The sequence below is a fragment of the Marivivens sp. LCG002 genome (assembly GCF_030264275.1).
Lineage (GTDB): Bacteria > Pseudomonadota > Alphaproteobacteria > Rhodobacterales > Rhodobacteraceae > Marivivens.
This window is the reverse complement of record NZ_CP127165.1, coordinates 2,073,022-2,098,735: the sequence shown is the minus strand read 5'-3', so window position 1 is coordinate 2,098,735 and position 25,714 is coordinate 2,073,022. Positions and strand designations below refer to the sequence as shown.

The window sequence follows — 25,714 nt, the reverse complement described above, 5'->3', positions numbered from 1 at the left end:
TTCGTTGTCCTTTCGGTAGTTGCTAATATCGTCCAGGAGGGACGGATGTCTTCAGCATCCGTTAGATCAATCGAATGTGGCCGTATTGTGGGCTTCTTTGGGACTATCTGTGGAATTTGAACGGAACGTTTCGATTTCGTAAACGTGAATTCTGGAATGAAATAACGAAAAAGGCCGCCGCGGCGACCTTTTGGGTTCTGGTTTATTGCTCGGCCATCTTGGCTGCGACTGTAGTTCCGACATCTTTTGTCGCTGTCGTCGTATTGCCGAGAAACGAGATGGCAAGTCCGACAAGCAGTGCTGAAAGGACGACCCATTCAACTGTGATGGCGCCGGACTCTTCATTCTGAAAATTGCGGAAAAATTCTTTCACCTGACCAACCCAATCGATTAAATGAGAGGCGCGGCGGAGAGACAGAGATCTCCGCCGCGTCTTGGCGTCCGATGTCCAGGTCTAGTTGAGCTTGTAGCTTGCAACTTTGTTCGAAACAGAGGTCGATGTGGCCTCGGTTTCGGTTTTGACCGTGCCGATCACCGCGACCCCAAGGCCGACGAGTGTTGCGGTCAATACAACCCAGTCAACAGTCACAGCACCGGCTTCGTCAGATTTGAAGGATTTGAAGAAGTTTTTCATGTCCACGGTCCTGTGATGTCCAGATCAGATTAGTTAAGCTTCGAAGCCGAAACTTTGGTTGCGATCGAGGTGCCTACGTCCTCGGTCTGGGTCTTGACGCCGCCGACAACGGCCACACCGATACCAACGAGAGCAGCGGTCAGAACAACCCAGTCAACAGTCACAGCACCGTCTTCGTCGCGGCGGAAGTTTTTGATGAAGTTAAGCATTTTGATGATCCTGAATTAGAATTTTTGAATTAGTTAAGCTTCGAAGCCGAAACTTTGGTTGCGATCGAGGTGCCTACGTCCTCGGTCTGGGTCTTGACGCCGCCGACAACGGCCACACCGATACCAACGAGAGCAGCGGTCAGAACAACCCAGTCAACAGTCACAGCACCGTCTTCGTCGCGGCGGAAGTTTTTGATGAAGTTAAGCATTTTGATGATCCTGAATTAGAATTTTTGAATTAGTTAAGCTTCGAAGCCGAAACTTTGGTTGCGATCGAGGTGCCTACGTCCTCGGTCTGGGTCTTGACGCCGCCGACAACGGCCACACCGATACCAACGAGAGCAGCGGTCAGAACAACCCAGTCAACAGTCACAGCACCGTCTTCGTCGCGGCGGAAGTTTTTGATGAAGTTAAGCATTTTGATGATCCTGAATTAGAATTTTTGAATTAGTTAAGCTTCGAAGCCGAAACTTTGGTTGCGATCGAGGTGCCTACGTCCTCGGTCTGGGTCTTGACGCCGCCGACAACGGCTACACCGATACCAACGAGAGCAGCGGTCAGAACAACCCAGTCAACAGTCACAGCACCGTCTTCGTCGCGGCGGAAGTTTTTGATAAAGTTCAGCATAGTCGTCCCTCCTCAGGGAATTAGTCGCTTCGTTTTCAACATCTTCACCGGTTGTTTTGCTCGTTGTTCCGAGGCTGTCCGGCTTTGGATGAGCCCATATAGCCGTCCGATTGGGGCGGAAATTGGACTCCAATGGTTCCATTTCTTGATGTGGCTGATTTTTTCGATTTTTCTTTTAACGTATTGATTCAGTTATATTTAAAATTGAAATTGTCGCCTTCGTGTCGATTTTCGGCGTGACATTACGGCGGCAATTTGCACGAATTGGTTGCGTTTTGATGCTTAGACGGGGACAGGACGGGATTTTTTCGCTAGCCTCGCGCAAAAGAAAAACGGGTAGGTGGTCCGCAGATGCGGAAGGTAGCGGCGATTTTTGCGTTTGGGGCTCTAATGGCGGGCAGCTCTGCTTTGGCGGAGGGACATCGACTGCAGTCCGACTTTACCTTCAAGCGCGTGACGGTTCCGACCGGTGCGGGGCCGCGGATCAACGTCCAAGTCGCCCCGCGTGCGCCAAGTGCGCCATCCGCGCCGCCTGCTGCGGGGACAGCCGCGCCATCGCAAGACGTCTTTGGCGCCGTCGGAGGTGCCGTTCCACAAGCCAGTCAAGTGACCTGGTTCTGGCAGGCGATTTCACCCAAGCTTGAGGATAACGTTCCGGGCCGCCTTGTCCTTGCGCTCGAAGCCATGGCAAAGGCATCCGATGCGGAAAAGGTCGAACCGCCCAGTCTTGATGCTCTGACCAAAATTGCTTCGCGGCATGGTCGGGATATCCTGCTTGCTACAATCGACACCAAAGTGTCGCCCGCTCTTGTGCTCTCTGTCATCGCCGTTGAAAGCGCGGGCCAGAGCAATGCGACCAGCCGCGCCGGTGCACAGGGTCTGATGCAACTTATGCCCGCCACCGCAGAGCGCTTTGGTGTTCGGGACCCCTTTGACCCCGTCGACAATATCAAGGGCGGCGTCGCCTATCTTGACTGGTTGATGGAGGTCTTTGACGGGGACCCGATCCTCGTTCTTGCAGGCTATAATGCAGGCGAAGGGACGATCAGGGACAATGGCGGCGTCCCCGATTACGTCGAAACGCGTCTATATGTGCCAAAGGTTCTGGCGGCTTGGACCGTTGCCAAAGCGCTGTGCCTTACGCCGCCCGAACTCATATCGGACGGATGTGTGTTCACGGTCAAAAGCTGAGAAACGGCAACGCCTTCCCAAAAGAAAACAGCAGGCACGGGGCCTGCTGTTTTTGTTTTATTCGTCTTCGGACTTGGCTTTTGTCGTTTTCTTGGCCGCGGGCTTTTTCGTAGCGGCTTTCTTTGCAGGTGCCTTCTTGGCGGTCGCTTTCTTTTTGCCGCCCTTTGTCGTCGCCTTTGCGTTGACCAGCTCTATCGCCATTTCGACCGTGACGTCCTCGGGTGCAGTGTCCTTGGGCAATGTCGCGTTGACCTTTTCCCATTTGATGTAGGGGCCGTAGCGTCCCTCCATCACGGCCATTGCGCCCCCATCTGGGTGATCGCCGAGCTCTTTGAGCGGCTTGGCGGCCGTGCGTGCGCCGCGTCCTGCTGCCTTTTGGGCAAGAAGCTCGACAGCACGGTTCATACCGATGGTAAAGACTTCATCCACATCTTTGATGTTCGCATAGACCCGTCCATGTTTGACAAAGGGACCATAGCGACCGATGCCCGCCTCGATCATCTCGCCGTCATCGGGGTGCGGGCCGATCTCGCGCGGAAGGTTGAGAAGCGTGAGGGCTTTTTCCAGATCAATGCTCGAAGCTTCCCATCCTTTGGGGAGTGAGGCGCGGGGCGGCTTGGGATTGTCTTCATTCGCCTCGCCGCGCTGGACATAGGGTCCGAAGCGACCATCGCGAAGCGAGATCGGGTCCCCATCATCATAGCCCAAAAGCTTGCCGTCGGGGCCGATCCCCGTTTCTTCCATCCCCGGAGGGCCGAAGGGGCGCGTGTAACGGCATTCGGGATAGTTGGAACAGCCGATAAAGGCACCGCCCGAACGGGCCGTGCGCATGGAAAGCCGTCCCTGACCACACGTCGGGCAGGCGCGCGGATCGCTCCCGTCTTCTTTGGTCGGGAAAAGATGCGGCTCGAGCACTTCGTTGATCTTGTCGAGCACGTCAGTGATGCGAAGTTCCGAGGTTTCGGCAATCGCCGCCGAGAAATCGCGCCAGAAGCGGTTCAGGACTTCTTTATAGTTGGCTTCGCCCGCGCTCACTTCGTCGAGTTCGTTCTCAAGGCCTGCGGTAAAGTCATATTCGACATAGCGCTTGAAGTAATTCGTCAGGAAAACGGTCACGAGACGACCTTTGTCCTGCGGGATCAAACGTCCTTTGTCCTTTGTGACATAGTCACGATCCTGAATGGTCGTCACAATCGACGCATAGGTCGAGGGGCGGCCGATCCCGAGTTCTTCCATCCGCTTGACCAAGGTGGCCTCGGTGTAGCGGGGCGGGGGCTGGGTGAAATGCTGCTCGGGCTGGACGTCTTTCTTGGCGGTCTTTTCACCCACGGCCAGTTGCGGCAAACGCTTGTCGTCGTCATCGACGACCGAGTCATCGCGACCTTCTTCGTAAACGGCGATAAAGCCTTCGAAGAGCATAACCTGACCCGTGGCGCGCAGGATCACCTGACCATCGGCAGAGGCGATGTCCACGGTCGTGCGTTCCATCTGGGCCGCCGACATCTGGCTGGCGATGGTGCGCTTATAGATCAGATCATAAAGCTTGCGCTGATCCGCGTCCGTGATCTTGGCCTTTTCGGTGGTCAGGAACATATCCGTGGGCCGGATACATTCGTGCGCTTCCTGAGCGTTCTTGGCCTTGTTTTTATACATGCGCGGGCTGGTCGGCAGGTATTTTTCGCCAAAGTTCGCTTTGATCGCATCGCGTGCGGCCATCACGGCTTCGGGTGCCATGTCGATGCCGTCTGTTCGCATATAGGTAATGAGACCCGCTTCATAAAGACGCTGCGCCGCGCTCATGGTCTGGCGCGCGCCCATGCCGAATTTGCGGCTGGCTTCCTGCTGGAGCGTCGACGTCATAAAGGGCGCAGACGGGTTGCGCGAGGCGGGTTTGGCTTCGACCGAGGTCACGGTCAGATCGCGCGAATTGATCGCCTGCACCGCCATTTCAGCCTGAGTGGCGTTCGAAAGGTCGAATTTGTCGAGCTTTTTGCCCGCAAGGGTCGTCAGGCGCGCTTCGAACTCTTGGCCGCGCGGATTGCTCAGGAGAGCTTTGACCGACCAATATTCCTGTGCGCGGAAGGCTTCGATTTCCATCTCGCGCTCGACGATGAGGCGCAAGCAGACCGACTGGACGCGTCCCGCGGATTTTGCACCTGGGAGTTTGCGCCAAAGAACGGGCGAAAGGTTGAAGCCCACAAGATAGTCGAGCGCGCGGCGCGCCAGATAGGCCTCGACCAGCGGGGCATCGACCTGACGCGGATTCTTCATCGCCTCGGTGACTGCGGCTTTGGTGATGGCGTTAAAGGTCACGCGGCTGACGGCAGTGTCCTTCTTGATCGCTTTGCGAGCGGTCAGAGCTTCTTGCAGGTGCCAGGAAATGGCCTCTCCCTCGCGGTCAGGGTCGGTCGCGAGGATCAGTTCGTTGTCGTCCTTGAGGGCGTCGGCAATCGCTTTGACGTGCTTTTTGCTGTCGTTCGCAATTTCCCACTGCATCTCGAAATCATGCTCTGGATCGACGGAGCCGTCTTTGGCGGGCAGGTCACGCACGTGACCGAAAGAGGCGAGAACGGTGTAGTCGGACCCCAGATATTTGTTAATTGTCTTGGCCTTAGCCGGAGATTCAACAACCACAACAGGCATCAGTGATCCTTTAAATTCTTACAAATAGAGACGCATTGCACCAACTGTGGCGCTCTAACTGCATGTCAATGCTCCATCATGAGGGGCAAAGGCAAGCGGGGAATTTTCGAAATCCTTCTAAAGCACAGGAACGGCGATGGCTTTGCGTCCGGTGAGCACGGCCACGAATGGCCCTTGGAAAAGCGTCTTGAGGGCGGGCGCATCGGACCACAGCCCGCCTGTATAAGTCCCGAAGGCAGGAAGGATCAGGCGGTCTTTGTCGTAGAGAAAAGCGGGGCGACTTTGTCCGCCAAGCCTGTGCTTGGGGTGATAATGACCAGAAACCTCTCCAGTGGCGCCGATCTGTGCGATATGCCTGAAGGTCAGGGCGGCAAGCGCAACTTCGGTGCGGTGGCTTCCGCCGAGATCGAGCGGTCCGGGATCATGATTGCCTTCGACCCAGATCCAGTCGCGCCCCGCCTGCAGACGGGCGAGCCAAAGCGTTTCCTCTTCGTCAAGGCTTTGCCCTGCCGCGAGATCATCGAAACTGTCCCCCAGACAGATGACTGTTTCCGCGCCTGTGGCGTCGATTTCGGCTTCGAGCCTGAGAAGCGTGTCGCGATTCTCGAACGGGGGCACCAGAATGCCTGTGCGCCGCGCGATGCGGTCGGATTTTCCCAAGTGCAGGTCGGAAACCACGAGCGTCGCGCACTCCGGCACGAAAAGCGCACCCGATGGGCGAGCAATCAGTTGTGTCGTCTGGAGCGTGAAAGCGTGGGTGTTCATACTTCGTTCTGTGGCACTGGTTGATTGGCTTGGCAAGGGGGCTCTGCCCCCCGTCTGCCTTTGGCAGCCGTCCCCCGGGATATTTGGGGCACAAAGGCAAGCTAGGGCGCAAGACCGACGCTGGCGATGAGGCGCTCTGCTTCGTCCTCGAGCAACCTCTCCCGTGCGGCGCCGAAAATCGGGATCTTGCCGACTTCGAGGAAGAGCGGGGCGGCCAGCGGGGAGGGGCGTGACAACCGCCTGTGTTCGATCCTGCCATGGGTGCGGGACAGCATCTCTTCGATCCGGCCGAAATCGACCAGTCCGCGCATGGCTTCGGTCCTTGTGATCCGCAGCATGAGATGGTCGGGGTCATATTTGACCAAAGTGTCATAAAGGATGTCGGAAGAGAACGTGGCCTGCCGACCCGATTTTTTGGCTTGCGGGCTGTTGCGCTCGATCAGACCTGCGATGGTTGCCGCGGCGCGAAATGTGCGTTTCATCACGGCGTTGCCCGAGAGCCATTGTTCCAGATCGTCCCGTAAAAGATCCGGATCAAGAAGGGCTTCGGGGGTCGTGACTTCGTTCAGGCCCCAGATCAAGGTTGCATAATCGGTCGCCACAAAGCCCAAAGGATCGAGCCCGAGGGTCTCCATCCTTCGTGTCACAAGAAGCGCCAGCGTCTGTTGTGCATTACGCCCCGCAAAACCGTAGAGACACAGGTGATGGCGGCCTTCGAAGGGGAAGGTCTCGGCAAGGAGGTGGCCGCTTTGGGGCATGCCCGAGACCTCGCGCTGGAGCGCGAGCCATTCTGCGGTGTGGCGCGGCAGATTGGGCCATGTATCGGCATTAAGGATGGACAGGATGCGCTCGCTTAGGCGGGTTGATGTGGCGAATTTGGTGCCGTTGAAGGTTGCGACCTTGGGGGTTTTCGAGGCAGAGCGCGACACTTCCACGGTCAATTCTCTGAGGCCTTCGTATCGCACGATTTGTCCGCCGATCAGAAAGGTATCGCCTGCCGTCAGGGTCGAGGCGAAGCCTTCTTCGATCTCGCCCAGCGGCTTGCCCGCGCCCCGCATACGGACCTTGAGTGTGTCGGTGTCCTGAATGGTGCCGATGTTCATACGGATGTTGCGGGCGGTGCGGGGATCGCGGAGCTGCCAAAGACCGACTTTGCGTTCAATGAGGCGTTTCCATTTGTCATAGGCGCGCAGCGCATAGCCGCCGGTGGCCACGAAATCGAGGCAGTCGTCGAAGGCTGCGCGCGAGAGGCTCCGATAGGCGCCCGTTGTGCGAATTTCGCCAAAAAGAGATGTGGGATCAAAGGGGCCCGCGCAGGCACAGATCAGGATATGCTGGCAGAGGACATCGAGGGGGCCGCTGTCTTTGGGCTCGCCGTCCAGGTCATGGGCGCGTGCGGCTTCGAGGGCGGCCACACATTCCACCACCTCGAAACGGTTCGCAGGCACGAGGAGCGCCTTTGAGGGTGCATTATAGCGGTGGTTGGCGCGTCCGATCCGCTGGACCAGACGCTTGACGTTCTTGGGCGCACCGATCTGGATCACGAGATCCACATCGCCCCAGTCGATCCCCAGATCAAGCGAGCCTGTGCAGACGATGGCCCTCAAACGTCCTTGGGTCATGGCGGTTTCGACCGTCTCGCGTTGTTCGCGGGACAAGGAGCCGTGATGGATGCCGATGGGCAGGTTGTCTTCGTTGGCCAGCCAAAGATTGTGGAAAAAGATTTCGGCCTGGGCACGGGTATTGTGGAAGATCAGCGTGGTCTTGTGGCGTTTGACCTCTTGGAGCACCGCTGGGATAGCGTATTTTGCACCGCCCCCCGCCCATGGCGGCGGGGTCTCGGTGACCAGCATCGAAATGTCCGGCTCCGGTCCCGGGTCGGCAAAGAGGATTTCGCAGGGCGCCGGTGCGGCGGCGAGTTCCTTTGCCAATTGATCGGGGGCTTCTACCGTTGCGGACAGCCCAACGCGGCGGAGGTCGGGCGCGAGCGTTTCCAAGCGTGACAAGGCAAGCATCAACTGGTCGCCGCGCTTGCTTTCGCTCAGGGCGTGGATTTCATCGACGATGACCCGTTGCAGCCCCGCAAAAATCCGTGGGGCATCCTCGTAGCTGATCAAGAGGGCAAGGCTTTCGGGGGTTGTGAGCAGAATATGCGGCGGGTCGGCTCTTTGACGGCGCTTGGCCGTCTGGGAGGTGTCGCCTGTCCTATCCTCGATCCGTATCGGAAGGTTCATTTCCTCGACGGGTTTGAGAAGGTTGCGTTTGATGTCTGCGGCAAGCGCTTTGAGGGGGGAGATGTAAAGCGTATGGAGCCCCTGATGGCTGCCTTCTGCAAGTTCGATCAAACTGGGCAGGAAGCCCGACAGCGTTTTGCCCCCGCCCGTCGGCGCAATCATCAGGAGCGCTTTGGCCTGCGACTTTTCGACCATGGCGATCTGGTGCGGGTGGGGGGACCAACCACGCGCGGCAAACCAAGTCTCAAAGGCTGGAGGCAGTTTTGTCATGAAGGCAAAGGTGCATCCCGAGGCCATAAGGTCAAGCGCATTAGGGGTCTTGAGGCTGGACAGTTGTTACAGCCTCGCTAAGAAGGTGTCATGAGAGGTCAACTGGATATCGACGCGACGGCTATCGCGATCAGGGCGGGTGAGCGCAGGGCGCTTGCACGGGCCATCACCCTTGTAGAAAGCGGGCGCAGCGATCACCGCGCGCAGGCGCTCGAGCTGCTCGACAAACTCGGCACCGAGCGACAGGCCCTTCGGATCGGACTTTCCGGGACGCCCGGCGTCGGAAAGTCGACCTTTATCGAAGCTTTCGGAATGATGCTCACCGATAAGGGGCTCAAAGTTGCGGTTCTGGCCGTTGATCCGTCTTCGGCGCGGTCGGGGGGCTCGATCCTCGGGGACAAGACCCGAATGGAACAGTTGTCGCGCAATCCGAACGCATTCATCCGCCCGTCACCATCTCAGGCGCAGATGGGCGGCGTGGCGCGCCGCACCCGCGAAGCTGTCGCGCTCTGCGAGGCCGCGGGCTTTGACGTGATCCTGATCGAGACCGTGGGCGTCGGTCAATCCGAGACGATGGTTGCCGAAATGTGTGATCTCTTCACGCTTCTTCTTGCGCCTGCGGGCGGGGATGAACTCCAAGGGGTGAAGCGCGGGATCATGGAGATTGCGGATCTCATCCTCGTGAACAAGGCCGACGGAGACCTAAAGGCGCAGGCCATCCGGACGACTGCGGATTATGCCGGTGCACTCCGACTTCTGCGTAAACGTCCCCAAGATCCAAGCGATTTTCCCAAGGCGATGTCTGTCTCCGCCTACGAGGGCGACGGACTTGGAAAAGCTTGGGAGGAAATGCAATCGCTGATCAATTGGCGCCGCGAGAACGGTCATTTCGATACGCGCCGCATGGAGCAGGCGCGCTACTGGTTCCATGAAGAAGTGCGGCTTCAACTTCTTGCGCGTCTCACGGCAGATCAGTCACTTGCTGCCCGTCTTGCCGCGCAAGAGGCTGCTGTTACGCAAGGTCGGGTTTCGCCCGCCAAGGCTGCCGCCGAGGTGCTGGAAGGACTGTGAGCATGATGACAGCCGAAGACGCGCTGATATGGGGGGGAGAGCGGCTTCGGCTCTATCACGTCCGGAACGGCGGCTCCCGATTGATCGTCAGCTTCGATTTCCGCCAGACCGACCGCAAGGGCTTCAATCCGCCCGATCCGTCCAAGACCTTTGCCGAGGCGGGGTTCGATCAGCTTTCGCTCCGTGTGGCCCGTAACGATTGGTTCATCAACCGCGAGACCGAGACAGCCGAAGCGCTGATGGCCGGCATTGCAGCAAACTATGATGCCGTGCAAATGATCGGCTATTCCATGGGAGGCTATGGGGCGTTCCGCTTTGCAAGGGCGGTTGGAGCGCGTGCCGTTCTTGCCATTTCGCCCCAATTTTCGATCCATCCGAGGATCGTGCCTTTTGAAAAGCGCTACCACGAGGATGCGGGTGACTTTGATCCCGACCTTGGGGATCTGACCTCGCGCGCGGTCCCTGGTCTGGTCGGGGTTATGCTTGTCGATACATTGCGTCCGCGCGATTTGCGTCATGCACGGATGCTCCAAGCCGTGTTTCCAAAGGTGCGGATCGCGCGCGTCATGGGGGGCGGCCATCCTGCGACCGAAGTCATGGCCAAGGCGGGAGTGGCGTCGATCATCACGCGCGAAGCGGTGAACACGCCGCCGTCACTTGCGGCATTGACGGGGATGCACCGTTCCGTCAGGCGAAGCTCGCCGCTTTATCTTGGCCGACTGGCAAAAGCGGCAAGCACCGGCCATCTGTCTTGGGCAACGGATCTGGAGCGTATGGCCCGCGCCGCGAAGGCCGTGAAATAAGCGCGAACTCCTTTTTTCATTGACGCAATGACGGAATCCCCTTATCCGCCGCTTCGAACTGGGTTCGGCATGCCGCGCCCCGTTTGGCTATTCGTAGTCTCAAAACTCAAGCCGACCCTGGTGGTCGGGACTAATAACAAAGGATGATACCATGTCGCGTAAATGCGAACTCACCGGCAAAGGCCCGATGTCTGGCAACAATGTCAGCCACGCTAAGAACCGCACCCGTCGTCGTTTTCTGCCCAACCTTCAGGACGTAACTCTTTCGTCCGACGTTCTGGGCCGTTCGTTCCGCTTCCGCATTTCGTCGGCCGCTCTGCGTTCCGTTGATCACCGCGGTGGCCTCGATGCGTTCCTTGCCAAGGCAAAGGATGCTGACCTTTCGAACGAAGCACTCAAGGTCAAGAAGCTGATCGCAAAGGCTCAAGCAACTGCATAAGCGTTTGTTTGATCGCTGATCTTTAAGGCTCGACGGTTCGTCGGGCCTTTTTTCATTCAGGAAGGACGGTGACGCGGGCTGCCCCTGCGGTCATGTCGTCCGAGATGCGATCGAAGCGAAGATAGGCAAGCGCCTCTCCCCCCGAAACGGTGTGAACCGTGCCCGCTTCTTTTTCGCCGCTGTGGATCGGGGTTCCCTCGACCACCTGCTCCGAGAGGGTGATGCGGCGCAGTCCTTTGCGCAGCTCGGTTTTGTGCTTCATGCGGGCCGTGACCTCTTGGCCGACATAGCACCCCTTTTTGAAGTCCACGCCGTTCAAACGCTCGAAGCCCATTTCGAGGATGTAGCTTTCGCTGTTCAACTCTCGTCCGAGTTCGGGGATGCCGTGCGCCACGCGCTGGGCGTCCCAGTCGATATCTTGGCCGATGCCGTTTTGGCCATAGTATCGCCAGCCCATCTGCGGACCGCGAGGGTCGATCACCGCTTCATCCGGCATCGCACCTAGACCCGTCGAAACGACAAGCTCGGTCTCGGTGATTTGCACGTCCGCGCGCAATTTATACATCGAGAGGCGCTGGAAGAGCGTCGGAGCGGTTTCTGCCGCCACGTCGATCAAAAGCGCATCCTCTTGTCCTACCACAAAGAAATCAGTGATCAGTTTGCCTTGGGGGGTCAGAAGCGCAGTATAGATGATCCCGTCCCGAGCCCGTTTGACATCGTTGGTCACGAGACCTTGTAGAAAGCTGTGACGATCCGATCCTTTGACCGAGAGAACGACGCGGTTGTTCATGGAATGCTCCTTGGTTGGGACTTATTTAGGGTCGTTCGTCGTCCTGTTCAAACTGCATCCGATAGAGATCGGCATAAATTCCACCCCGCTCGAGGAGTTCCTCGTGGGTGCCTTGATCGACGACGATGCCTTTATCCATCACCACGATCTTGTCGGCTTTGCGCACGGTGGAAAGGCGGTGCGCGATCACCAAAGTGGTGCGCCCTTTGGAGAGCTGTTCCAAGGCCTCCTGAACGATGGCCTCGGACTTCGTGTCGAGCGCCGAGGTCGCCTCGTCGAGGAGCAGGATCGGAGTGTCGCGCAGGAGCGCGCGGGCTATGGCAACGCGCTGTCTTTGCCCGCCCGAGAGGTTGGAACCGCGCGGTCCTGCGGGACTGTCGAGACCATTGGGCAGACGGGGAAGAAAGTCGCTCACATGAGCCGCATCGAGTGTGGCGCGAAGATGATCCTCGTCGACGGCGCGGCCCAAAGTGATATTCTCGCGCAGGGTTTCGTCAAAGAGCGCCGCATCTTGGGTGACGACCGAAAAAAGACCACGCAAATCCCCCAAGGCCATCTCGGTATTCGCGGTGCCGCCGATTGTGACCTCCCCTCCCTTTGCGTCGACGAGGCGGGTCAGCACGTTGAAGATCGTGCTCTTGCCTGCACCCGAAGCGCCGACAAGGGCCGTGGTCTTGCCGGCCTCTGCCACGAAACTGGCGCCGCGCAAAACAGGTAGATCGTCATAGGCCAGTTCGACATCGCTGAGGATGATTTCGGGCGCGTCTTTGGGCGCTGGTTTCGGGCTGGGCGGAGACAGAAGGGTCGGATGGGTGTCAAAGATCTGCATCACCCGTTCGATCGAGGCGCCCGCCGCTTGGGCAAGGCCCGAGATCGACCCCAGACGCCGCAACGGCTCGAACGCCAGCGCCATGGCGGTGAAAAAGGACATGAATTCACCGACGGTTTTCGACCCTTCGATGATCTGGGTGCCGCCATAGAAGAGGACAAAGAGAAATCCGACGCCCGTCATGACATCGATAAGGCCGGGGATCGCGGCTTGGCCCAAGGCGCTTTTGACTTCGGTATCGACGCGCTCGTTTGCCAATGCGCCGTAACGCGCCGATTGATAGTCCTCGAGCGCGTTCAGTTTGATCGGATTGATCCCGTGGAAGACCTCGTCGAGGCGGGTCGACATTTTACCTGAAACCTCGCGGGCTTGGCGGGCTTTGACGCGAACAAAGCCTTGGGCGAGGAGCGAGGGAAGCAGCAGGACAGGAATACCGATCAGCGCGCCAAGCGTCCATTTCCAGTCGATCCAGAGTGCAACACCGAAGAGCCAGATCACTGCAATGAAATCGCGCCCGATTCCCGTGGCGAGATTGGTCCAGACCTGATTGATGGCCTGAACATCGCCTTGGACGCGTTCGATCAAATATCCTGGCGGGTTCGATTGGTGAAAGGTGCTGTCGAGTTTCATCAGGTGCCCGAGAAGTCCGAGCCGGATATCTGCGGCAGCGCGCTCGCTCACGCGGGTCAAAAGCACGTGTTGCCCAACAGAGGCGACGGCCCTTGTGCAAAAGATGATCAGGATGGCAACGCCGACAGGCCAGATGGCCGAGGCATTGCCGCCCACAAAGACGCTGTCGAACATCGGCTTCATGACAAGGCTGATCAGGCCGAGCATCGATCCTTCGAGTGCCATGAAAAAGACCGCAGAGCCGAGCCAGAGCTTTTGGGTTCTAAGATAACCCTGCCAAAGCCAGCGGACGAGGCGGCCCATGGAGACATCGGGATCGGAAACTTGGGGCGCGGCGTCGCTCACTTGGAGGGTCCTTTGGCTTTGGTCGTCTTGGTCTAGCGGTTTTGGGGGGCCAAGGGCAAGTCGTGGCCCGTTGACCTCGGCCCCAAGAAGAATAATGTCAGGTCAATTTTGATCAAAAGGACAAATCCATGCCGGTCGCCAATGGTCGCTCGTATCTTGCAATTCCTGGTCCATCCGTCACCCCCGAGGCGGTGATACGGGCGATGAGCAGGGCGTCGCCGAATATTTATACGGGCGAGCTGCACGAGATCACCGACACGATCATTCCCGACCTGAAATATGTTGCGGGAACCAATGGCGATGTCGGTATCTATATCACCAACGGGCACGGCATGTGGGAAGCTGCGCTGGCCAATAGTGTTTCGCGTGGCGACAAGGTGCTTGTGCTGGCATGTGGACGGTTCGGGATCGGTTGGAGCGCGGCGGCACAGACGCTCGGTCTTGATGTCCAGATCGAGGATTTCGGACAGGAGTCGGTCGTCGATCCCGAGCGCACCCGCGAGATTTTGGCTGCCGATAAAGAGGGTGCCATCAAGGCGGTTCTGATCTGTCATGTCGATACCTCGACCTCTGCCAAATCCGATGTTGCGGCCATCCGCAGGGCGATCGATGCTGCGGGTCACGACGCTCTTTTCCTTGTGGACTGCATCGCATCCTTGGGGTGTGACAGGTTCGAAATGGACAATTGGGGTGTCGATATCATGATCTCGGCAAGCCAAAAGGGCCTTATGGCCCCTGCGGGTGTCGGTCTGATCTGGCTCAACGACAAAGCCAAAGCGGCGCGGGCGCGGTTGAACGACGTCAGCCCCTATTGGGACTGGGCGCTGCGCATCAATCCCGCCGAGTTCTATCAGTATTTCGACGGCACCGCCCCGACGCATCATCTCTATGCGCTTCGGGCCGCGCTTGATCTGATCAAGGCAGAAGGCATGGAGGCGATCTGGGATCGCCACGAGACGCTTGTCCGCGCCATCTGGGCGGCGGTCGATGCTTGGGGGCAGGGCGGCGCGATGAAGCTCAATATGAAGAACCCGAGCGAGCGAAGCCATGCCGTGACCTCGATCTATCTTGGCGGTGAGGATGGCGACCGTCTGCGCGACTGGTGCGAGACCATGTGCGGCGTAACGCTCGGGATCGGTCTCGGACGGACCCCGCCTTCAGCCTATTTCCGCATCGGCCACATGGGCCATGTGAATGCCCACGGTATCCTTGGGGTTCTGGGGGTGATCGACGCGGGCCTCAAGGCGCTCAGCATCCCGCACGGCGACGGCGCATTGGCCGCCGCTGCAACGGTCATCTCCAAAGCGCGCTAGGCGCGGGCTTCGGCAAGCGCCATTGGGAGGACTTCGGCCAATACGTCGAGGTCCTCGGGCCGGCCGCAGCTCACGCGGATGCAGCGGTCCTGCGGGGCGACGAATGGCATTCGGACAAAGACACCCCGCGCGACCAGAGCCTGCAGCACCTTTCTGGCAAAGACACCGTCCCCGCCGCAGTCGACTGCGACAAAGTTCGTCGCGGACGGCACGACCTCAAGGCCGTTCTCGGCTGCGATCTTTGCAATCCTGTCGCGGGCTGCGGCGACCTCGGATTTGACATGGGCGAGCCATGCGCGGTCCTGAACGGCAGCGAGCGCACCCGCTTGCGAGATGCGCGCCATCCCGAAGTGGTTGCGCACTTTGTTGAAAGCATTGATGATTTCGGCGCTGCCGAGGGCATAACCAACCCGCGCACCCGCAAGACCATGCGCCTTGGAGAATGTGCGGAAACGGATCACTTTGGCGTTTTCGGCCCGAATGCGCGGGATCTGCGCCTCATCGAGAAAGTCGGCATAGGCCTCGTCCAGCACCATAAGGCACCCATCGGGCACTTCGGTGACCATCTTTTCGATTGCCTCGGGCGTATGCACCGTGCCCATCGGATTGTCGGGGTTCGCGATATAGACCAGCTTGGCCGAGGTTTCCTTTGCCTTGGCGATAAGGCGGGCAGGGTCTTCGAAATCGCCGGTATAGGGCACTTTGTGCAGGATGCCGCCAAAGCCCGCGACGTGATAGTTGAACGTCGGATAGGCGCCGTCCGAGGTCACAACCGCATCGCCTTGTGCCACAAAGAGCCGCACAAGCACGCCAAGGAGCGTGTCGATCCCTTCGCCGACCATGATGTTCTCGGGTCCAACGCCTTGAAGATCGGCGATGGCATTGCGCAGATCAAACGAAGTGGGGTCGCCGTATTTCCATGTCTGGGCAGCCTCGGCCTGCATCGCGGCGATAGCCTTGGGCGAGGGACCAAAGACGGATTCATTCGCACCAAGGCGTGCACGAAACGGTTTGCCCGCGTTGCGCTCCTGTTCCTCTGGCCCGACAAAAGGCACCATCGACGGCAAAGTGGCAGCAAGAGCAGTCAGGCGCGGGTCTTGGCTCATGGGGTCCTCGCAAATGGAAACGGGCGCGGAAAGTCTCCCGCGCCCGCAAACTCTAGTCTGTTCCCAAACGGGTTTCCAGCGTCAGCCGATCTCTTGCAAACGTGCGAGAGCGGTCTTGAGCTGGGTTTCCTCTTCTTCGCGAAGCGCGAGATTGCCCTTGGTTTCTTCGATCACCTCTTCGGGCGCGCTTTCGACGAATTTGGGGTTGTTCAAACGGCCACGAAGGCCGCCGAGTTCCTTTTGCAGCTTGCCCAGAACCTTTTCGATGCGGGCCTTTTCGGCATCCACGTCGATGATCGCGGCCAAGGGCAGGGCAAAGGTCGCGCCCGCCGTCGGGATCGTGATCGAGCCTTTGGGGGCTTCGGCGGCTTCGGTGATGTCGCCGATACGGGCCAAACGTTTGATCAGCGTTTCGTTGTTGGCGAGCGCCGATTTTGTGTTTGCATCAGCCTCTTGCATGACCACCGGCACATAAAGTCCAGCAGGCACGTTCATCTGGGCGCGAGCCGAGCGAATGCCTTCGATGAGCGAGATGGTCCAGTTCATCTCGGCATCGGCTGCAGGGTCCACCAGATCGGCCGAGGTATAGGTCGGCCAATCGGCATGAACGAGCATCTTGGACCGATCGGCAAGCGTGCCCCAGAGCTCTTCGGTGATGAAGGGCATGACAGGGTGCAGCATGATCAAACACTGGTCGATGACCCAGCCCATGACCTTTTGGGTTTCGAGCTTGGTCGCCTCGTCGCCGTCCATGATGAGCGGCTTGGAAAATTCGACATACCAGTCGCAGACCTTGCCCCAGACAAAGGCATAGAGCCCGAGCGCGGCATCGTTGAAGCGATACTGCTCCAGCGCGCTGTCGACCACTTCGCGCACGCGAGCGGTTTCCCCGATGATCCATTTGTTCACGGTCTGGGTCGCAACGGGAACTTCGCTCGCGCCATGAATCGCGCCGTTCATTTCGGCAAAGCGGGACGCGTTCCAAAGCTTGGTGCCAAAGTTGCGGTAGCCGGTGATGCGCTCCTTGGAGAGCTTGAGCACGCCGCCGATGGAGGCCATCGCCGCGTTAGTGAAACGCAGGGCATCGGCCCCGAATTCGTCGATGATTTCGAGCGGGTCGATAACGTTGCCCGTGGTTTTGGACATCTTCTTGCCCTTCTCGTCGCGGACGAGGTCGTGCAAATACACCGTGTGGAACGGGATTTCGTCCACGACGGCAAGCTGCATCATCATCATGCGCGCAACCCAGAAGAACAGGATGTCCTGCCCCGTGATAAGAACATCGGTCGGGAAATACTTCGACGTGCTTTCGTCCCAGTTCGGCCAGCCGAGGGTGCCGATGGGCCACAGACCCGACGAGAACCATGTATCGAGAACGTCGGGGTCGCGGGTGAGCGACTTGCCGCCCGACATCGCGACAGCTTCGGCCTCGGTCGGGGCGCAATAGTGGTTGCCTTCGGCGTCATACCACACAGGGATCTGGTGACCCCACCACAGTTGGCGCGAGATGCACCAGGGTTCGATGTTCTCGAGCCAATGGTAATAGGTCTTTTCGCCCGATTCAGGCATGATCTTGGTCTTGCCCGTGCGAACGGCATCGAGCGCCTTGCCGACGATCTTGGTGGTCTCGACGAACCACTGATCGGTAAGCATCGGCTCGATCACCACCTTCGAGCGGTCGCCGAAGGGCTGCATGATTTTCTTGGCTTCGATCAGCGGGACAAGCGCGTCTGCGCCTTCTTCATCTTCTTTGACAGCGGCTTTGCCGAGGCGCGGGTCATCCGCGCGGGTCATAACGGCAAGACCTTCTGCGATGATGTTTTCGACAACCAGTTTACGCGCCTCATAGCGGTCAAGACCGCGGTATTCTTCGGGAACGAGGTTGATCGCGTCGATCTCCTGAACGGTGAATTCCTTGCCGCCCGCGTATTCGGCAGCTTTGGCGGCCTCTTCTGCATAGGGGGCACCGTCCGCACGCATCCGAGCGCGGGTATCCATAAGGCGGTATTGCGGGATCGCATTACGGTTGGCGACGCCGTGGTCGTTGAAGTCGTGCGCACCTGTGATCTTCACCGCGCCCGAACCAAAGGTCATGTCGGGATATTCATCGGTGATGATGGGGATAAGGCGGCGCTGTTCTTTTGGACCAACGGGAATTTCGCAGAGCATTCCGACGATCGGCTTGTAACGCTCGTCATCGGGATGGACCGCAACCGCACCGTCCCCAAGCATGGTTTCGGGGCGGGTGGTCGCGATCGAAATGTAATCGCGCTCTTCGGTCAGGATAACGTTCCCGTCCTCGTCCTTTTCGACATAGGTATAGGTCGCCCCGTTCGCGAGCGGGTATTTGAAGTGCCACATGAAACCATCGGTCTCGATGTTCTCGACTTCGAGATCCGAGATTGCGGTTTCGAAATGCGGGTCCCAGTTCACCAGTCGCTTGCCGCGATAGATGAAGCCCTTGTTGTAGAGATCGACAAAAACCTTGATTACGGCATCGTGGAAGTTGCCTTCCTCGCCTTCGGGCGCATTCGGAGCGCCCGACATGGTGAAGGCATTGCGCGACCAGTCGCACGAAGAGCCAAGGCGCTTGAGCTGGCTGATGATCGTGCTGCCGTATTGCTGTTTCCATTCCCAGACTTTGCCGAGGAACGCTTCGCGCCCCAGATCGCGGCGCCCCGGCTGGCCGGTCGAGGCGAGCATCTTTTCGACCTGAAGCTGGGTTGCAATCCCTGCGTGGTCCTGACCTGGCTGCCAGAGCGTGTCGAAGCCCCGCATGCGGTGCCAGCGGACGAGGATATCCTGAAGCGTGTTGTTGAAGGCGTGGCCCACGTGGAGCGCACCCGTCACGTTCGGCGGAGGGATCATGATGGTAAAGGTTTCGCTCCGCGACGCATTCGCGCCCGCCTTGAAGCAGCCAGCTTCTTCCCAAGCCTTGTAAAGACGGTCCTCGGCTTCGGCCGCGTTAAATGTCTTTTCCATCGCCATTGTCATGATCCTTTTTCTGGTCGCGATCAGATAACGCGCAGGATCGCGAAGGAAAAGGCCTTTGAGATCGGTTGTAAAGGGATTTCGCCCGTAATTGCGAAACTGCCGCAACGATCAGTGCTTCTTGCTGGACACCGATAACTCTGGCGTTACGGTTGGAGCATATTATCTTAGCATGTTGTGCGTAAACGACATTTCAAACCAAAGTGGATTAGAGGACAAAGTGTCTTTGTCGAGATTCAACCCTCCAATGCCGACAAGAGGCGCTTGTGGCTCTTTCTGACTGGCTTCTTTCGGTTTTCCGCCGTCGTCCGCGGCATGAAGATGGGGGCCAGCGTCGACGCGGTCCCGCACTTCATGTCGTGATCCTCGACGGCACGATGTCGAGCCTTGAGCGGGGCCGCGAAACCAATGCAGGCCAGACATTCAAGCTCCTGAGCGAGGCGGGCCGCACCTCGAACCTTACGGTGTATTACGAGGCGGGCATTCAGTGGCGCGACTGGCGGAGCGCCTATGACGTGATGACGGGCAAAGGCATCAACCAGCAAATCCGCCGTGCCTATGGGGTGCTTGCCTCGCGCTATCACGAAGGGGATCGGATCATCCTCATCGGCTATTCGCGCGGCGCCTTTGCGGTGCGATCCCTTGCGGGGATCATCGGACGGATCGGGCTTTTGCGGAATACGCAGGCCACTGCACGCAATGTCGAACTTGCCTATCGCTATTACCGTTTGGGGCGCGACAATCCGCATGTGCAGAAATTCCGAGAGCTCTATTGCTATCCCCAAACCAAAATCGATGCGATCGGCGTTTGGGATACGGTCAAGGCGCTTGGTCTCAAATGGCCGATCGTCTCGCGGTTTGTTCCCGAAGCCCAAAGCTTTCATGACCACAACATCGGGCCCCATGTCGCGTGCGGTTTCCATGCGCTTGCGATGGATGAAACCCGCGCCGCCTATGAGCCCGAACTCTGGGACACCAGAGGGGCCGAGGCGAGCCACGTCGAACAGGTCTGGTTCAAAGGCACTCACGGGGATATCGGCGGGCAACTCGGCGGTCACGACGCCGCCCGACCGCTCGCGAATATTCCGCTCGTCTGGATGCTTGAACGGCTTGAAGAGGCGGGGATGCACCTTCCCGAGGGGTGGCGTATCCGCTTCCCCCAAGACCCGAGTGCACCCTCGGTCGGGAATTGGGGCGGCTGGGGCAAGATTTTCATCAGACGCCGTCGCCGTATCATCGGGTTTGATCCCTCTGAACGGGTGCATGAAACGGCAAAGGGCGGCCAATAGCCGCCCCTGCGTTTCCAATGTCAGCCGATCTTATGCGACGTTCTCGAGGCTGACGCGGGGCTTGATCCCCAGCGCGTGGCACACATCGCGGGTCAGCTCGGGCTTGTTCAGCGTATAGAAGTGAAGGTGGTCGACCCCGCCTTCGATCAGCTTGTCGCAAAGCTCGGTTGCCAAAGCGGTCGCAAGGAGATCCTGCGTCCCGTCGCGCAGAGCATGGTCGAATGCATCGCTGATAAGCTGCGGAATATGGGTGCCGCAGGCCTGAGCGAACTTGCGTGCGCCGTTCCAATTCTCGATCGGAAGGATGCCGGGGATAATCGGAGCATCGATCCCTGCCTTGACGCAGTCGTCGCGGAAACGGAAGAACGTATCGGCGTCAAAGAAGAACTGGGTGATCGCGCTGTGCGCACCGGCTTCGATCTTGCGCTTGAGCCACTGGACATCCGACACCGAGCTTGGCGAGTCGGGGTGCTTTTCAGGGTAGGCGCCGACGCGGATGCGGAACTTGCCCGTGTCGCTGAGTGCTTCGATCAGCTCGATCGAAGACTGGAAGCCATCGACGGCAGGCTTGAAGCCGCCCGAACCTTTGGGCGGATCACCGCGAAGTGCAACGATCTCGGTGACGCCGACCGCGGCATAGTCCTCGGCGATCTGAAGCGTTTCTGCGCGGGTTGCATCCACGCAGGTCAGGTGCGCGGCAACGGTGAGACCGCTGGTCTTGTGGATCGTGCCCACGGCTTCGTGGGTGAGCTGGCGGGTCGTGCCGCCTGCACCATAGGTCACCGAAACAAAGTCGGGTGCGAGGGGGGAGAGCACGTTAACGCAATCCCAAAGACGGAACGAACCTTCAAGGTTCTTGGGCGGAAAGAATTCGAAGGAAATTTTGGGCTGGGTCATGCGAGTCACCTGAATATCTGTTGAGCTCTTGTCTCAAACTTTGTGATGTGAGACAAATTCATAACATTCACCACGATCATGAGTTTCATTCACAATGCATATCGAGATCAGACATCTTCGAACGATCAAGGCCATTCATGATACGGGCGGGCTCGCTCGGGCGGCGGATATGCTCAATATCACGCAATCCGCCCTCAGCCATCAGATCAAAGGCATCGAGGAGCAGGCTCAGGTCGAACTGTTCGTTCGGCGCTCCAAGCCGCTCAAACTCTCTGCGGCGGGAATGAAGCTCCTTGCCGCAGCCGAATCCATCTTGCCGCAAATGGCCGAGCTTGAAGCAGAGTTCTCGGGGCTTTTATCGGGGCGCGCGGGGCGGCTCTTTATCGCGATCGAATGCCACGCCTGTTTCGAATGGCTGTTGCCCGTGTTGGAGCAGTTCCGAAAAGCATGGCCCGAGGTGGATGTGGATATCCGCTTGGGTCTGTCTTTCGATGCGATGAACGCGCTGCGCCGCGAAGAGGTGGATCTTGTGATTTCGTCGGACCCCGATGATGAAGCCGATATCGAATTCACTCCGCTTTTCGATTATGAGCCCGTGTTTGTTGCCTCATCGGCCAACGTCCTTGCGCAAAAAGAAGTCATAGAAGCCGAAGACTTTCGGGGACAGACTTTGATCACCTATCCGGTGGACCGCTCTCGGCTCGATATCTACAAACTCCTGCTCAGCCCCGCGCGTGTCGAGCCTGCTGCGATCCGTCAGGTCGAGCTGACGGCTGTTGTGCTGATGCTTGTTGCATCGAACCGCGGGGTTGCGGTTCTTCCCGATTGGGTGGTGCGCGAGGTTCGTCGTTCCTCGGACTATATCACCCGCAGGATTACGTCCTCGGGTTTAACCCGCCGCATGTTCGCGGCAACCCGGGATGACGAGAAAACGCGGCCCTATATGGCACATTTCATCCGTTTGGCGCGGCAAGAGGCCGTAAAACTTCAACGGGGCGCATAGCCCGAGCAGAGCATTGCTCGGTGATCAGTCGGATGCGCGTTTCACTGGCGGGCATCGCCTTGCCGAAAAGATAGCCTTGCGCGGTTTTGCAACCGAGCCGCAAAAGATGTGCATGCTGGTCCTCTGTTTCGACGCCTTCCGCGATCACGCTGACGCCCAGGCCCTCGGCCATTGCAAGAAATCCGCTGATCAATACCTCGACCTGAGGTTCGAGACCAAGGTCGGCAACAAAGCTCACGTCGACTTTGAGTTCATCAAACTCGAGCTCGCGCAGGTGCTGGAACGAGGCGAACCCCGTTCCGAAATCATCGAGAGAGATGCGAAGCCCGCTGCGACGGAAATGCGCGATGCTTTCGCGAATGATCTCGGCCGAGCGGGCGATAAAGATATCCTCGGTGATTTCCAGCGTCAGATGCGCACGCGCTGCCGGATGCGCACTCAGAAGATCTTCGAGATCTTTCTGGCCCGAATGGGTGGCAAGCGCCATTTCCGGCACGTTGAGCGATACCTGACCGGGATCGAGACCTTCGGCAATCATGTTTTCTACGTCCGACAGGACGATTGTCGCCATGTGGGTCAGAAAATCTCCGTGTAATCCAAGCTCTTCGATCATGGGGAGGAATTCGGACGGGGGGACAAGGCCCCGTTGCGGATGTTGCCAACGCGCAAGCGCTTCGAACCCGACCGTGCGTTGGGACAAAAGATCGACCTTGGGTTGGTAGAACGGACGAAGTGCCCCCGTCTGCATCGCCTCGATCAGGGTTTGCCGATCCTCGAGGGTCAGGCGCGGTTTGAACTTGTCCTTTTCAAAGAGCACGGCATTCACACCGGCAGTAGTCTTGGCGCGATACATCGCTTGATCTGCGGCCGAGCAGAGAGCCTCGAGGGATTTCGGGGCGTGGCTGGTCATGGCTATCCCGATGCTCGCCCCGACCTGAAGGTATTTTTCGCCATAGGGAACAGGTTGGCTTAAATCGGCGGCCATTTGTTCGGCAAATCGCAATGCGCCTGCTGCTGTGCCGATAGAGCGTGTCGCAAGGGCGAATTCATCCCCGCCCAAACGCCCTGTAATCGCTGTGTCGCCCGCAATGGCTTTGAGGCGCGCGGCCATGGTTTGGAGCACCTGATCGCCCGCGTCATGGCTATAGGTGTCGTTGATCGGTTTAAATCCGTCGAGATCGATCAGGAAGACCGCTACATCGCCGTTGCGTCGGCGATTGGTCAGCAGTCTTGCAAGAGCTTCATCAAAAGCGCGGCGGTTGAAGAGTCCGGTCAGGCTGTCGTGCTGGGACAGATATTCTAGCGCACGCAGCCGCGAATTGGCCTCTTCTCGTGCGGCATTGAGTGCACGCTGTGTGTCCTTTTGTTTGTGCATCGTCTCGAAGGTGTTGAAAATATAGACCACCATCATCGAGCCTGTGACGACCCATTCGATCTCGTTCGAGGGGAGGAAGGCATTCCCAGATGCGAGGAAAAACACATAGAACGCGGACCCGTAAGAGGGGATCATCAGGCTCCAGTTATAAAAGGGCATAGAGGCAAAAGTGTTCGAGATATGAACAAAAACCCCGAAGAGCCAGAGAAAGCCCGCAAGAAGCATCGCGGCAGAAGGCTCGGAGGCAAGGATGAAGGCCGGCATCAAATAGACGATCGTGGACGTCCAGTTCACCAACCAGACAAAAAAGATATAAAGAACGCTGATTTGTTCGTCCTGATCGGGGAGTTTGCGCGCCAGCAAATAAAGCGCCAGCTCATACAAGGGAATCGCGGTGACGAGGCCGAGAACGATTTGCGTCGCGCCGACCCACCAACAGACCGCCAGCATCATAGAGGCGGATGTCATACGTTTGAACATGTCCCTGACCGAAACATGCACCACGAAACGTGTCTGATAGCGAATTTTGTCTAATTGACTGGCAATCATAGCTTTCCCGACCCCTAGGCGTTCATGCTAGGGAGGAAGTGCAAATAAAGTGTTAACGCGGGCATGAAATCAGGGCACTTGCCCCGCTAGCTTTACCGTCATATACGGCCCTCTTGACCGAATACGGAGGCCCCGATGGCTGGTAGTGCAAACCTCAACGTTATGATGAAGACCGCCCGCAAGGTCGGTCGTGCTCTTTTGAAGGACTTTACCGAAGTCGAACAGCTTCAGGTGAGCGCCAAAGGGCCAGGTGACTTTGTGTCCCGCGCTGACCGTCAGGCCGAGCAAACCATCCGTGAAGAGCTCATGGCGGCACGTCCGAGCTATGGCTTTGTCGGTGAAGAATTCGGCGAAACCGAGGGCGAAGATCCGACCCGCCGCTGGATCGTCGATCCGCTCGACGGCACGACGAACTTCCTCCATGGTCTTCCGCATTGGGCTGTCTCGATCGCGCTCGAGCACAAAGGCCAAGTCATTGCCGGTGTGATCTATGATCCTGTCAAGGACGAGATGTTCTATGCCGAAAAGGGCGAAGGCGCCTGGATGAACGAAAGCCGTCTGCGTGTTTCGGGTCGTCACAAGATGATCGAGTGCCTCTTCTCGACGGGTCTTCCGTTTGCGGGTCGCTCGGATCTTCCGCAGACGCTTCAGGAACTGGCGCGTGTTCTGCCCGCATGTTCGGGTGTGCGCCGCTTCGGTGCCGTTTCGCTCGATCTCGCGTATGTCGCGGCAGGGCGCTATGATGGTTTCTGGGAGCGTCGTCTCAAGTCGTGGGACATTGCAGCAGGTTTGATCATCGCAAGAGAAGCAGGTGCATTTGTCGAGCCTCTGACCCCCGGCAAGGATATTCTTGCCGATGGCGAGATCATCTGTGCGAACGAGCCTGTATTTGCTGCGTTCTGCAAGGCTGTGCGCGGCGCTTAACGGCGTCGACGCGGCACTCTCGGGATCGAAGTGCGGCGGAATTCATAACGCGCCTCGGGATGGGGCGGCGAGCCAAGGGTGCGGGACCAATAGGTTGCCGCGCCTTTCTTTTTCCAGATCGGATACATCAGCGCGGCTCCGATGAGGAACCCGCCCGCATGCGCCCAATAGGCGACACCCCCATCTGCACCGAATGATCCAAGCCCGTTGACCACCTGAAAGACGAACCAGATGCCGAGCATGATATAGGCAGGGATCGGGAAGACTTTGAAAAATATGATGAAAATAAAGAGGATATCGACCCGCGCCTTGGGGAAGAGCAAGAGGTATCCTCCCATGACGCCCGCAATTGCGCCCGAGGCACCGACCATCGGGACATTGGAATAGGGCTCGAACAGAAACTGGGCGAGGCCCGCTCCCAGCCCCGAGAGGAGATAGAACCCGAGATAGCGGATGCGGCCGAGCTGATCCTCGAGGTTATCACCGAAGATCCACAAAAAAAGCATGTTTCCCGCAAGGTGGAAGAAACCGCCGTGGAGAAACATATGAGTGAGAAAGGACTGATAATACCCTTCGGTCATCACGCGCGCTGGAACCAGTGCAAATTCCCAGTAAAACCGCGAAAGACCAGCGTCATTTCCATAAAACGTCAGTTGATAAAGGAATATGGCGATATTCGCGGCGATGAGCGAATATGTGGCGACTGGGGTCGTGCTGGACGGGTTGTGATCGCGGATCGGAAACATGTGAGACGCCAGAGTGCTTAGGTCCTTACACCTAAGCACTC

At 58.3% G+C, this 25,714-nt stretch carries 24 protein-coding genes; 8 read left to right on the top strand and 16 right to left on the bottom strand.

The genetic code is table 11. The features are described from left to right. Positions 1-202: 202 nt before the first annotated feature. From QQG91_RS10380 to QQG91_RS10355, 6 genes are all read right to left on the bottom strand, one after another. Positions 203-373 carry a Flp family type IVb pilin gene (locus tag QQG91_RS10380; RefSeq protein ID WP_285770154.1) on the bottom strand — a complete coding sequence of 57 codons (171 nt, stop codon included), beginning with the start codon at positions 371-373 and terminating at the stop codon, positions 203-205. An 81-nt stretch (positions 374-454) separates the two neighbouring features. Then, the gene (locus tag QQG91_RS10375) at positions 455-634 is read right to left on the bottom strand and encodes a hypothetical protein (protein ID WP_285770153.1); all 180 of its coding nucleotides are present in this window, start codon (positions 632-634) and stop codon (positions 455-457) included. Between the two features lie 29 nt (positions 635-663). Continuing rightward, positions 664-843 carry a Flp family type IVb pilin gene (locus QQG91_RS10370; protein WP_285770152.1) on the bottom strand — a complete coding sequence of 60 codons (180 nt, stop codon included), beginning with the start codon at positions 841-843 and terminating at the stop codon, positions 664-666. Between the two features lie 29 nt (positions 844-872). Further along, positions 873-1,052, bottom strand: a complete 180-nt coding sequence (locus QQG91_RS10365; protein WP_285770152.1) for a Flp family type IVb pilin — start codon at positions 1,050-1,052, stop codon at positions 873-875. Positions 1,053-1,081: 29 nt separating this feature from the next. Further along, the gene (locus tag QQG91_RS10360; RefSeq protein WP_285770152.1) at positions 1,082-1,261 is read right to left on the bottom strand and encodes a Flp family type IVb pilin; all 180 of its coding nucleotides are present in this window, start codon (positions 1,259-1,261) and stop codon (positions 1,082-1,084) included. Between the two features lie 29 nt (positions 1,262-1,290). Beyond that, positions 1,291-1,470 (bottom strand): Flp family type IVb pilin, encoded by a 180-nt coding sequence (locus QQG91_RS10355; RefSeq protein ID WP_285770152.1) that lies wholly within the window; start codon positions 1,468-1,470, stop codon positions 1,291-1,293. 390 nt (positions 1,471-1,860) lie between these two features. On the opposite strand from QQG91_RS10355, the gene QQG91_RS10350 reads away from it, so the two are divergent. After that, positions 1,861-2,661, top strand: a complete 801-nt coding sequence (locus tag QQG91_RS10350) for a lytic transglycosylase domain-containing protein (RefSeq protein WP_285770151.1) — start codon at positions 1,861-1,863, stop codon at positions 2,659-2,661. A gap of 57 nt (positions 2,662-2,718) precedes the next feature. On the opposite strand, the gene topA is transcribed toward QQG91_RS10350, so the two are convergent. From topA to QQG91_RS10335, 3 genes are all read right to left on the bottom strand, one after another. Beyond that, the gene (gene topA, locus QQG91_RS10345; protein WP_285770150.1) at positions 2,719-5,304 is read right to left on the bottom strand and encodes a type I DNA topoisomerase; all 2,586 of its coding nucleotides are present in this window, start codon (positions 5,302-5,304) and stop codon (positions 2,719-2,721) included. A gap of 117 nt (positions 5,305-5,421) precedes the next feature. Next, a complete protein-coding gene (gene pdeM / locus QQG91_RS10340; RefSeq protein WP_285770149.1) occupies positions 5,422-6,069 on the bottom strand; it encodes a ligase-associated DNA damage response endonuclease PdeM in 648 nt (215 codons plus the stop codon). Positions 6,070-6,170: 101 nt separating this feature from the next. After that, entirely contained in the window at positions 6,171-8,573 is a 2,403-nt protein-coding gene (locus QQG91_RS10335) for a ligase-associated DNA damage response DEXH box helicase (protein ID WP_285770148.1), read from the bottom strand. Between the two features lie 90 nt (positions 8,574-8,663). On the opposite strand from QQG91_RS10335, the gene meaB reads away from it, so the two are divergent. From meaB to rpmB, 3 genes are all read left to right on the top strand, one after another. Beyond that, a complete protein-coding gene (gene meaB / locus QQG91_RS10330; protein WP_285770147.1) occupies positions 8,664-9,644 on the top strand; it encodes a methylmalonyl Co-A mutase-associated GTPase MeaB in 981 nt (326 codons plus the stop codon). Positions 9,645-9,646: 2 nt separating this feature from the next. Continuing rightward, a complete protein-coding gene (locus QQG91_RS10325) occupies positions 9,647-10,447 on the top strand; it encodes an alpha/beta hydrolase (protein ID WP_285770146.1) in 801 nt (266 codons plus the stop codon). Positions 10,448-10,598: 151 nt separating this feature from the next. Further along, entirely contained in the window at positions 10,599-10,886 is a 288-nt protein-coding gene (gene rpmB / locus QQG91_RS10320) for a 50S ribosomal protein L28 (protein ID WP_285770145.1), read from the top strand. A 52-nt stretch (positions 10,887-10,938) separates the two neighbouring features. On the opposite strand, the gene ygfZ is transcribed toward rpmB, so the two are convergent. Together ygfZ and QQG91_RS10310 are read right to left on the bottom strand one after the other, a co-directional pair. Beyond that, positions 10,939-11,676, bottom strand: coding sequence for a CAF17-like 4Fe-4S cluster assembly/insertion protein YgfZ (gene ygfZ, locus QQG91_RS10315; RefSeq protein WP_285770144.1), 738 nt, complete (start codon positions 11,674-11,676; stop codon positions 10,939-10,941). Between the two features lie 25 nt (positions 11,677-11,701). Then, the gene (locus tag QQG91_RS10310; protein WP_285772341.1) at positions 11,702-13,438 is read right to left on the bottom strand and encodes an ABC transporter ATP-binding protein; all 1,737 of its coding nucleotides are present in this window, start codon (positions 13,436-13,438) and stop codon (positions 11,702-11,704) included. Between the two features lie 170 nt (positions 13,439-13,608). Between QQG91_RS10310 and QQG91_RS10305 the strand changes: the two genes are divergently transcribed. Further along, positions 13,609-14,793, top strand: coding sequence for a pyridoxal-phosphate-dependent aminotransferase family protein (locus tag QQG91_RS10305; RefSeq protein ID WP_285770143.1), 1,185 nt, complete (start codon positions 13,609-13,611; stop codon positions 14,791-14,793). Here the strand turns inward: QQG91_RS10305 and QQG91_RS10300 are convergent. Both QQG91_RS10300 and QQG91_RS10295 read right to left on the bottom strand, forming a co-directional pair. Beyond that, on the bottom strand, positions 14,790-15,899 hold the full coding sequence (locus QQG91_RS10300) for a pyridoxal phosphate-dependent aminotransferase (protein ID WP_285770142.1): 1,110 nt from the start codon (positions 15,897-15,899) through the stop codon (positions 14,790-14,792). The genes QQG91_RS10305 and QQG91_RS10300 overlap by 4 nt on opposite strands. Before the next feature lie 81 nt (positions 15,900-15,980). After that, a complete protein-coding gene (locus QQG91_RS10295; RefSeq protein WP_285770141.1) occupies positions 15,981-18,887 on the bottom strand; it encodes a valine--tRNA ligase in 2,907 nt (968 codons plus the stop codon). Between the two features lie 269 nt (positions 18,888-19,156). Between QQG91_RS10295 and QQG91_RS10290 the strand changes: the two genes are divergently transcribed. After that, positions 19,157-20,179, top strand: coding sequence for a T6SS phospholipase effector Tle1-like catalytic domain-containing protein (locus QQG91_RS10290; protein ID WP_285770140.1), 1,023 nt, complete (start codon positions 19,157-19,159; stop codon positions 20,177-20,179). Positions 20,180-20,209: 30 nt separating this feature from the next. On the opposite strand, the gene metF is transcribed toward QQG91_RS10290, so the two are convergent. Next, positions 20,210-21,076: a methylenetetrahydrofolate reductase [NAD(P)H] gene (gene metF / locus QQG91_RS10285; protein WP_285770139.1), complete on the bottom strand. Its 867-nt coding sequence runs from the start codon at positions 21,074-21,076 to the stop codon at positions 20,210-20,212. Positions 21,077-21,170: 94 nt separating this feature from the next. On the opposite strand from metF, the gene QQG91_RS10280 reads away from it, so the two are divergent. After that, positions 21,171-22,079 (top strand): LysR family transcriptional regulator, encoded by a 909-nt coding sequence (locus QQG91_RS10280; protein WP_285770138.1) that lies wholly within the window; start codon positions 21,171-21,173, stop codon positions 22,077-22,079. Here the strand turns inward: QQG91_RS10280 and QQG91_RS10275 are convergent. Next, the gene (locus QQG91_RS10275; protein ID WP_285770137.1) at positions 22,030-23,934 is read right to left on the bottom strand and encodes a putative bifunctional diguanylate cyclase/phosphodiesterase; all 1,905 of its coding nucleotides are present in this window, start codon (positions 23,932-23,934) and stop codon (positions 22,030-22,032) included. The two genes, QQG91_RS10280 and QQG91_RS10275, sit on opposite strands and share 50 nt — an antisense overlap. A 204-nt stretch (positions 23,935-24,138) precedes the next feature. On the opposite strand from QQG91_RS10275, the gene QQG91_RS10270 reads away from it, so the two are divergent. Then, the gene (locus QQG91_RS10270; protein WP_285770136.1) at positions 24,139-24,927 is read left to right on the top strand and encodes an inositol monophosphatase family protein; all 789 of its coding nucleotides are present in this window, start codon (positions 24,139-24,141) and stop codon (positions 24,925-24,927) included. Here QQG91_RS10270 and QQG91_RS10265 read toward each other — a convergent pair. Further along, complete coding sequence (locus QQG91_RS10265; protein ID WP_285770135.1) at positions 24,924-25,673, bottom strand: rhomboid family intramembrane serine protease; 750 nt, start codon at positions 25,671-25,673, stop codon at positions 24,924-24,926. The two genes, QQG91_RS10270 and QQG91_RS10265, sit on opposite strands and share 4 nt — an antisense overlap. Positions 25,674-25,714 lie beyond the last annotated feature (41 nt).

Bases quoted from the DNA above. Each gene is read 5' to 3' on its own strand.
- QQG91_RS10350 (WP_285770151.1), top strand. From the start codon at position 1,861: ATGGCGGGCAGCTCTGCTTTGGCGGAGGGACATCGACTGCAGTCCGAC.
- QQG91_RS10280 (WP_285770138.1), top strand. From the start codon at position 21,171: ATGCATATCGAGATCAGACATCTTCGAACGATCAAGGCCATTCATGAT.
- QQG91_RS10365 (WP_285770152.1), bottom strand. From the start codon at position 1,052: ATGCTTAACTTCATCAAAAACTTCCGCCGCGACGAAGACGGTGCTGTG.
- metF (WP_285770139.1), bottom strand. From the start codon at position 21,076: ATGACCCAGCCCAAAATTTCCTTCGAATTCTTTCCGCCCAAGAACCTT.
- QQG91_RS10295 (WP_285770141.1), bottom strand. From the start codon at position 18,887: ATGGCGATGGAAAAGACATTTAACGCGGCCGAAGCCGAGGACCGTCTT.
- ygfZ (WP_285770144.1), bottom strand. From the start codon at position 11,676: ATGAACAACCGCGTCGTTCTCTCGGTCAAAGGATCGGATCGTCACAGC.
- QQG91_RS10275 (WP_285770137.1), bottom strand. From the start codon at position 23,934: ATGTTCAAACGTATGACATCCGCCTCTATGATGCTGGCGGTCTGTTGG.
- QQG91_RS10355 (WP_285770152.1), bottom strand. From the start codon at position 1,470: ATGCTGAACTTTATCAAAAACTTCCGCCGCGACGAAGACGGTGCTGTG.
- topA (WP_285770150.1), bottom strand. From the start codon at position 5,304: ATGCCTGTTGTGGTTGTTGAATCTCCGGCTAAGGCCAAGACAATTAAC.
- meaB (WP_285770147.1), top strand. From the start codon at position 8,664: ATGAGAGGTCAACTGGATATCGACGCGACGGCTATCGCGATCAGGGCG.
- QQG91_RS10375 (WP_285770153.1), bottom strand. From the start codon at position 634: ATGAAAAACTTCTTCAAATCCTTCAAATCTGACGAAGCCGGTGCTGTG.
- QQG91_RS10370 (WP_285770152.1), bottom strand. From the start codon at position 843: ATGCTTAACTTCATCAAAAACTTCCGCCGCGACGAAGACGGTGCTGTG.
- QQG91_RS10270 (WP_285770136.1), top strand. From the start codon at position 24,139: ATGGCTGGTAGTGCAAACCTCAACGTTATGATGAAGACCGCCCGCAAG.
- QQG91_RS10265 (WP_285770135.1), bottom strand. From the start codon at position 25,673: ATGTTTCCGATCCGCGATCACAACCCGTCCAGCACGACCCCAGTCGCC.
- QQG91_RS10300 (WP_285770142.1), bottom strand. From the start codon at position 15,899: ATGAGCCAAGACCCGCGCCTGACTGCTCTTGCTGCCACTTTGCCGTCG.
- QQG91_RS10335 (WP_285770148.1), bottom strand. From the start codon at position 8,573: ATGACAAAACTGCCTCCAGCCTTTGAGACTTGGTTTGCCGCGCGTGGT.
- pdeM (WP_285770149.1), bottom strand. From the start codon at position 6,069: ATGAACACCCACGCTTTCACGCTCCAGACGACACAACTGATTGCTCGC.
- QQG91_RS10325 (WP_285770146.1), top strand. From the start codon at position 9,647: ATGATGACAGCCGAAGACGCGCTGATATGGGGGGGAGAGCGGCTTCGG.
- QQG91_RS10310 (WP_285772341.1), bottom strand. From the start codon at position 13,438: ATGGGCCGCCTCGTCCGCTGGCTTTGGCAGGGTTATCTTAGAACCCAA.
- QQG91_RS10305 (WP_285770143.1), top strand. From the start codon at position 13,609: ATGCCGGTCGCCAATGGTCGCTCGTATCTTGCAATTCCTGGTCCATCC.
- QQG91_RS10360 (WP_285770152.1), bottom strand. From the start codon at position 1,261: ATGCTTAACTTCATCAAAAACTTCCGCCGCGACGAAGACGGTGCTGTG.
- rpmB (WP_285770145.1), top strand. From the start codon at position 10,599: ATGTCGCGTAAATGCGAACTCACCGGCAAAGGCCCGATGTCTGGCAAC.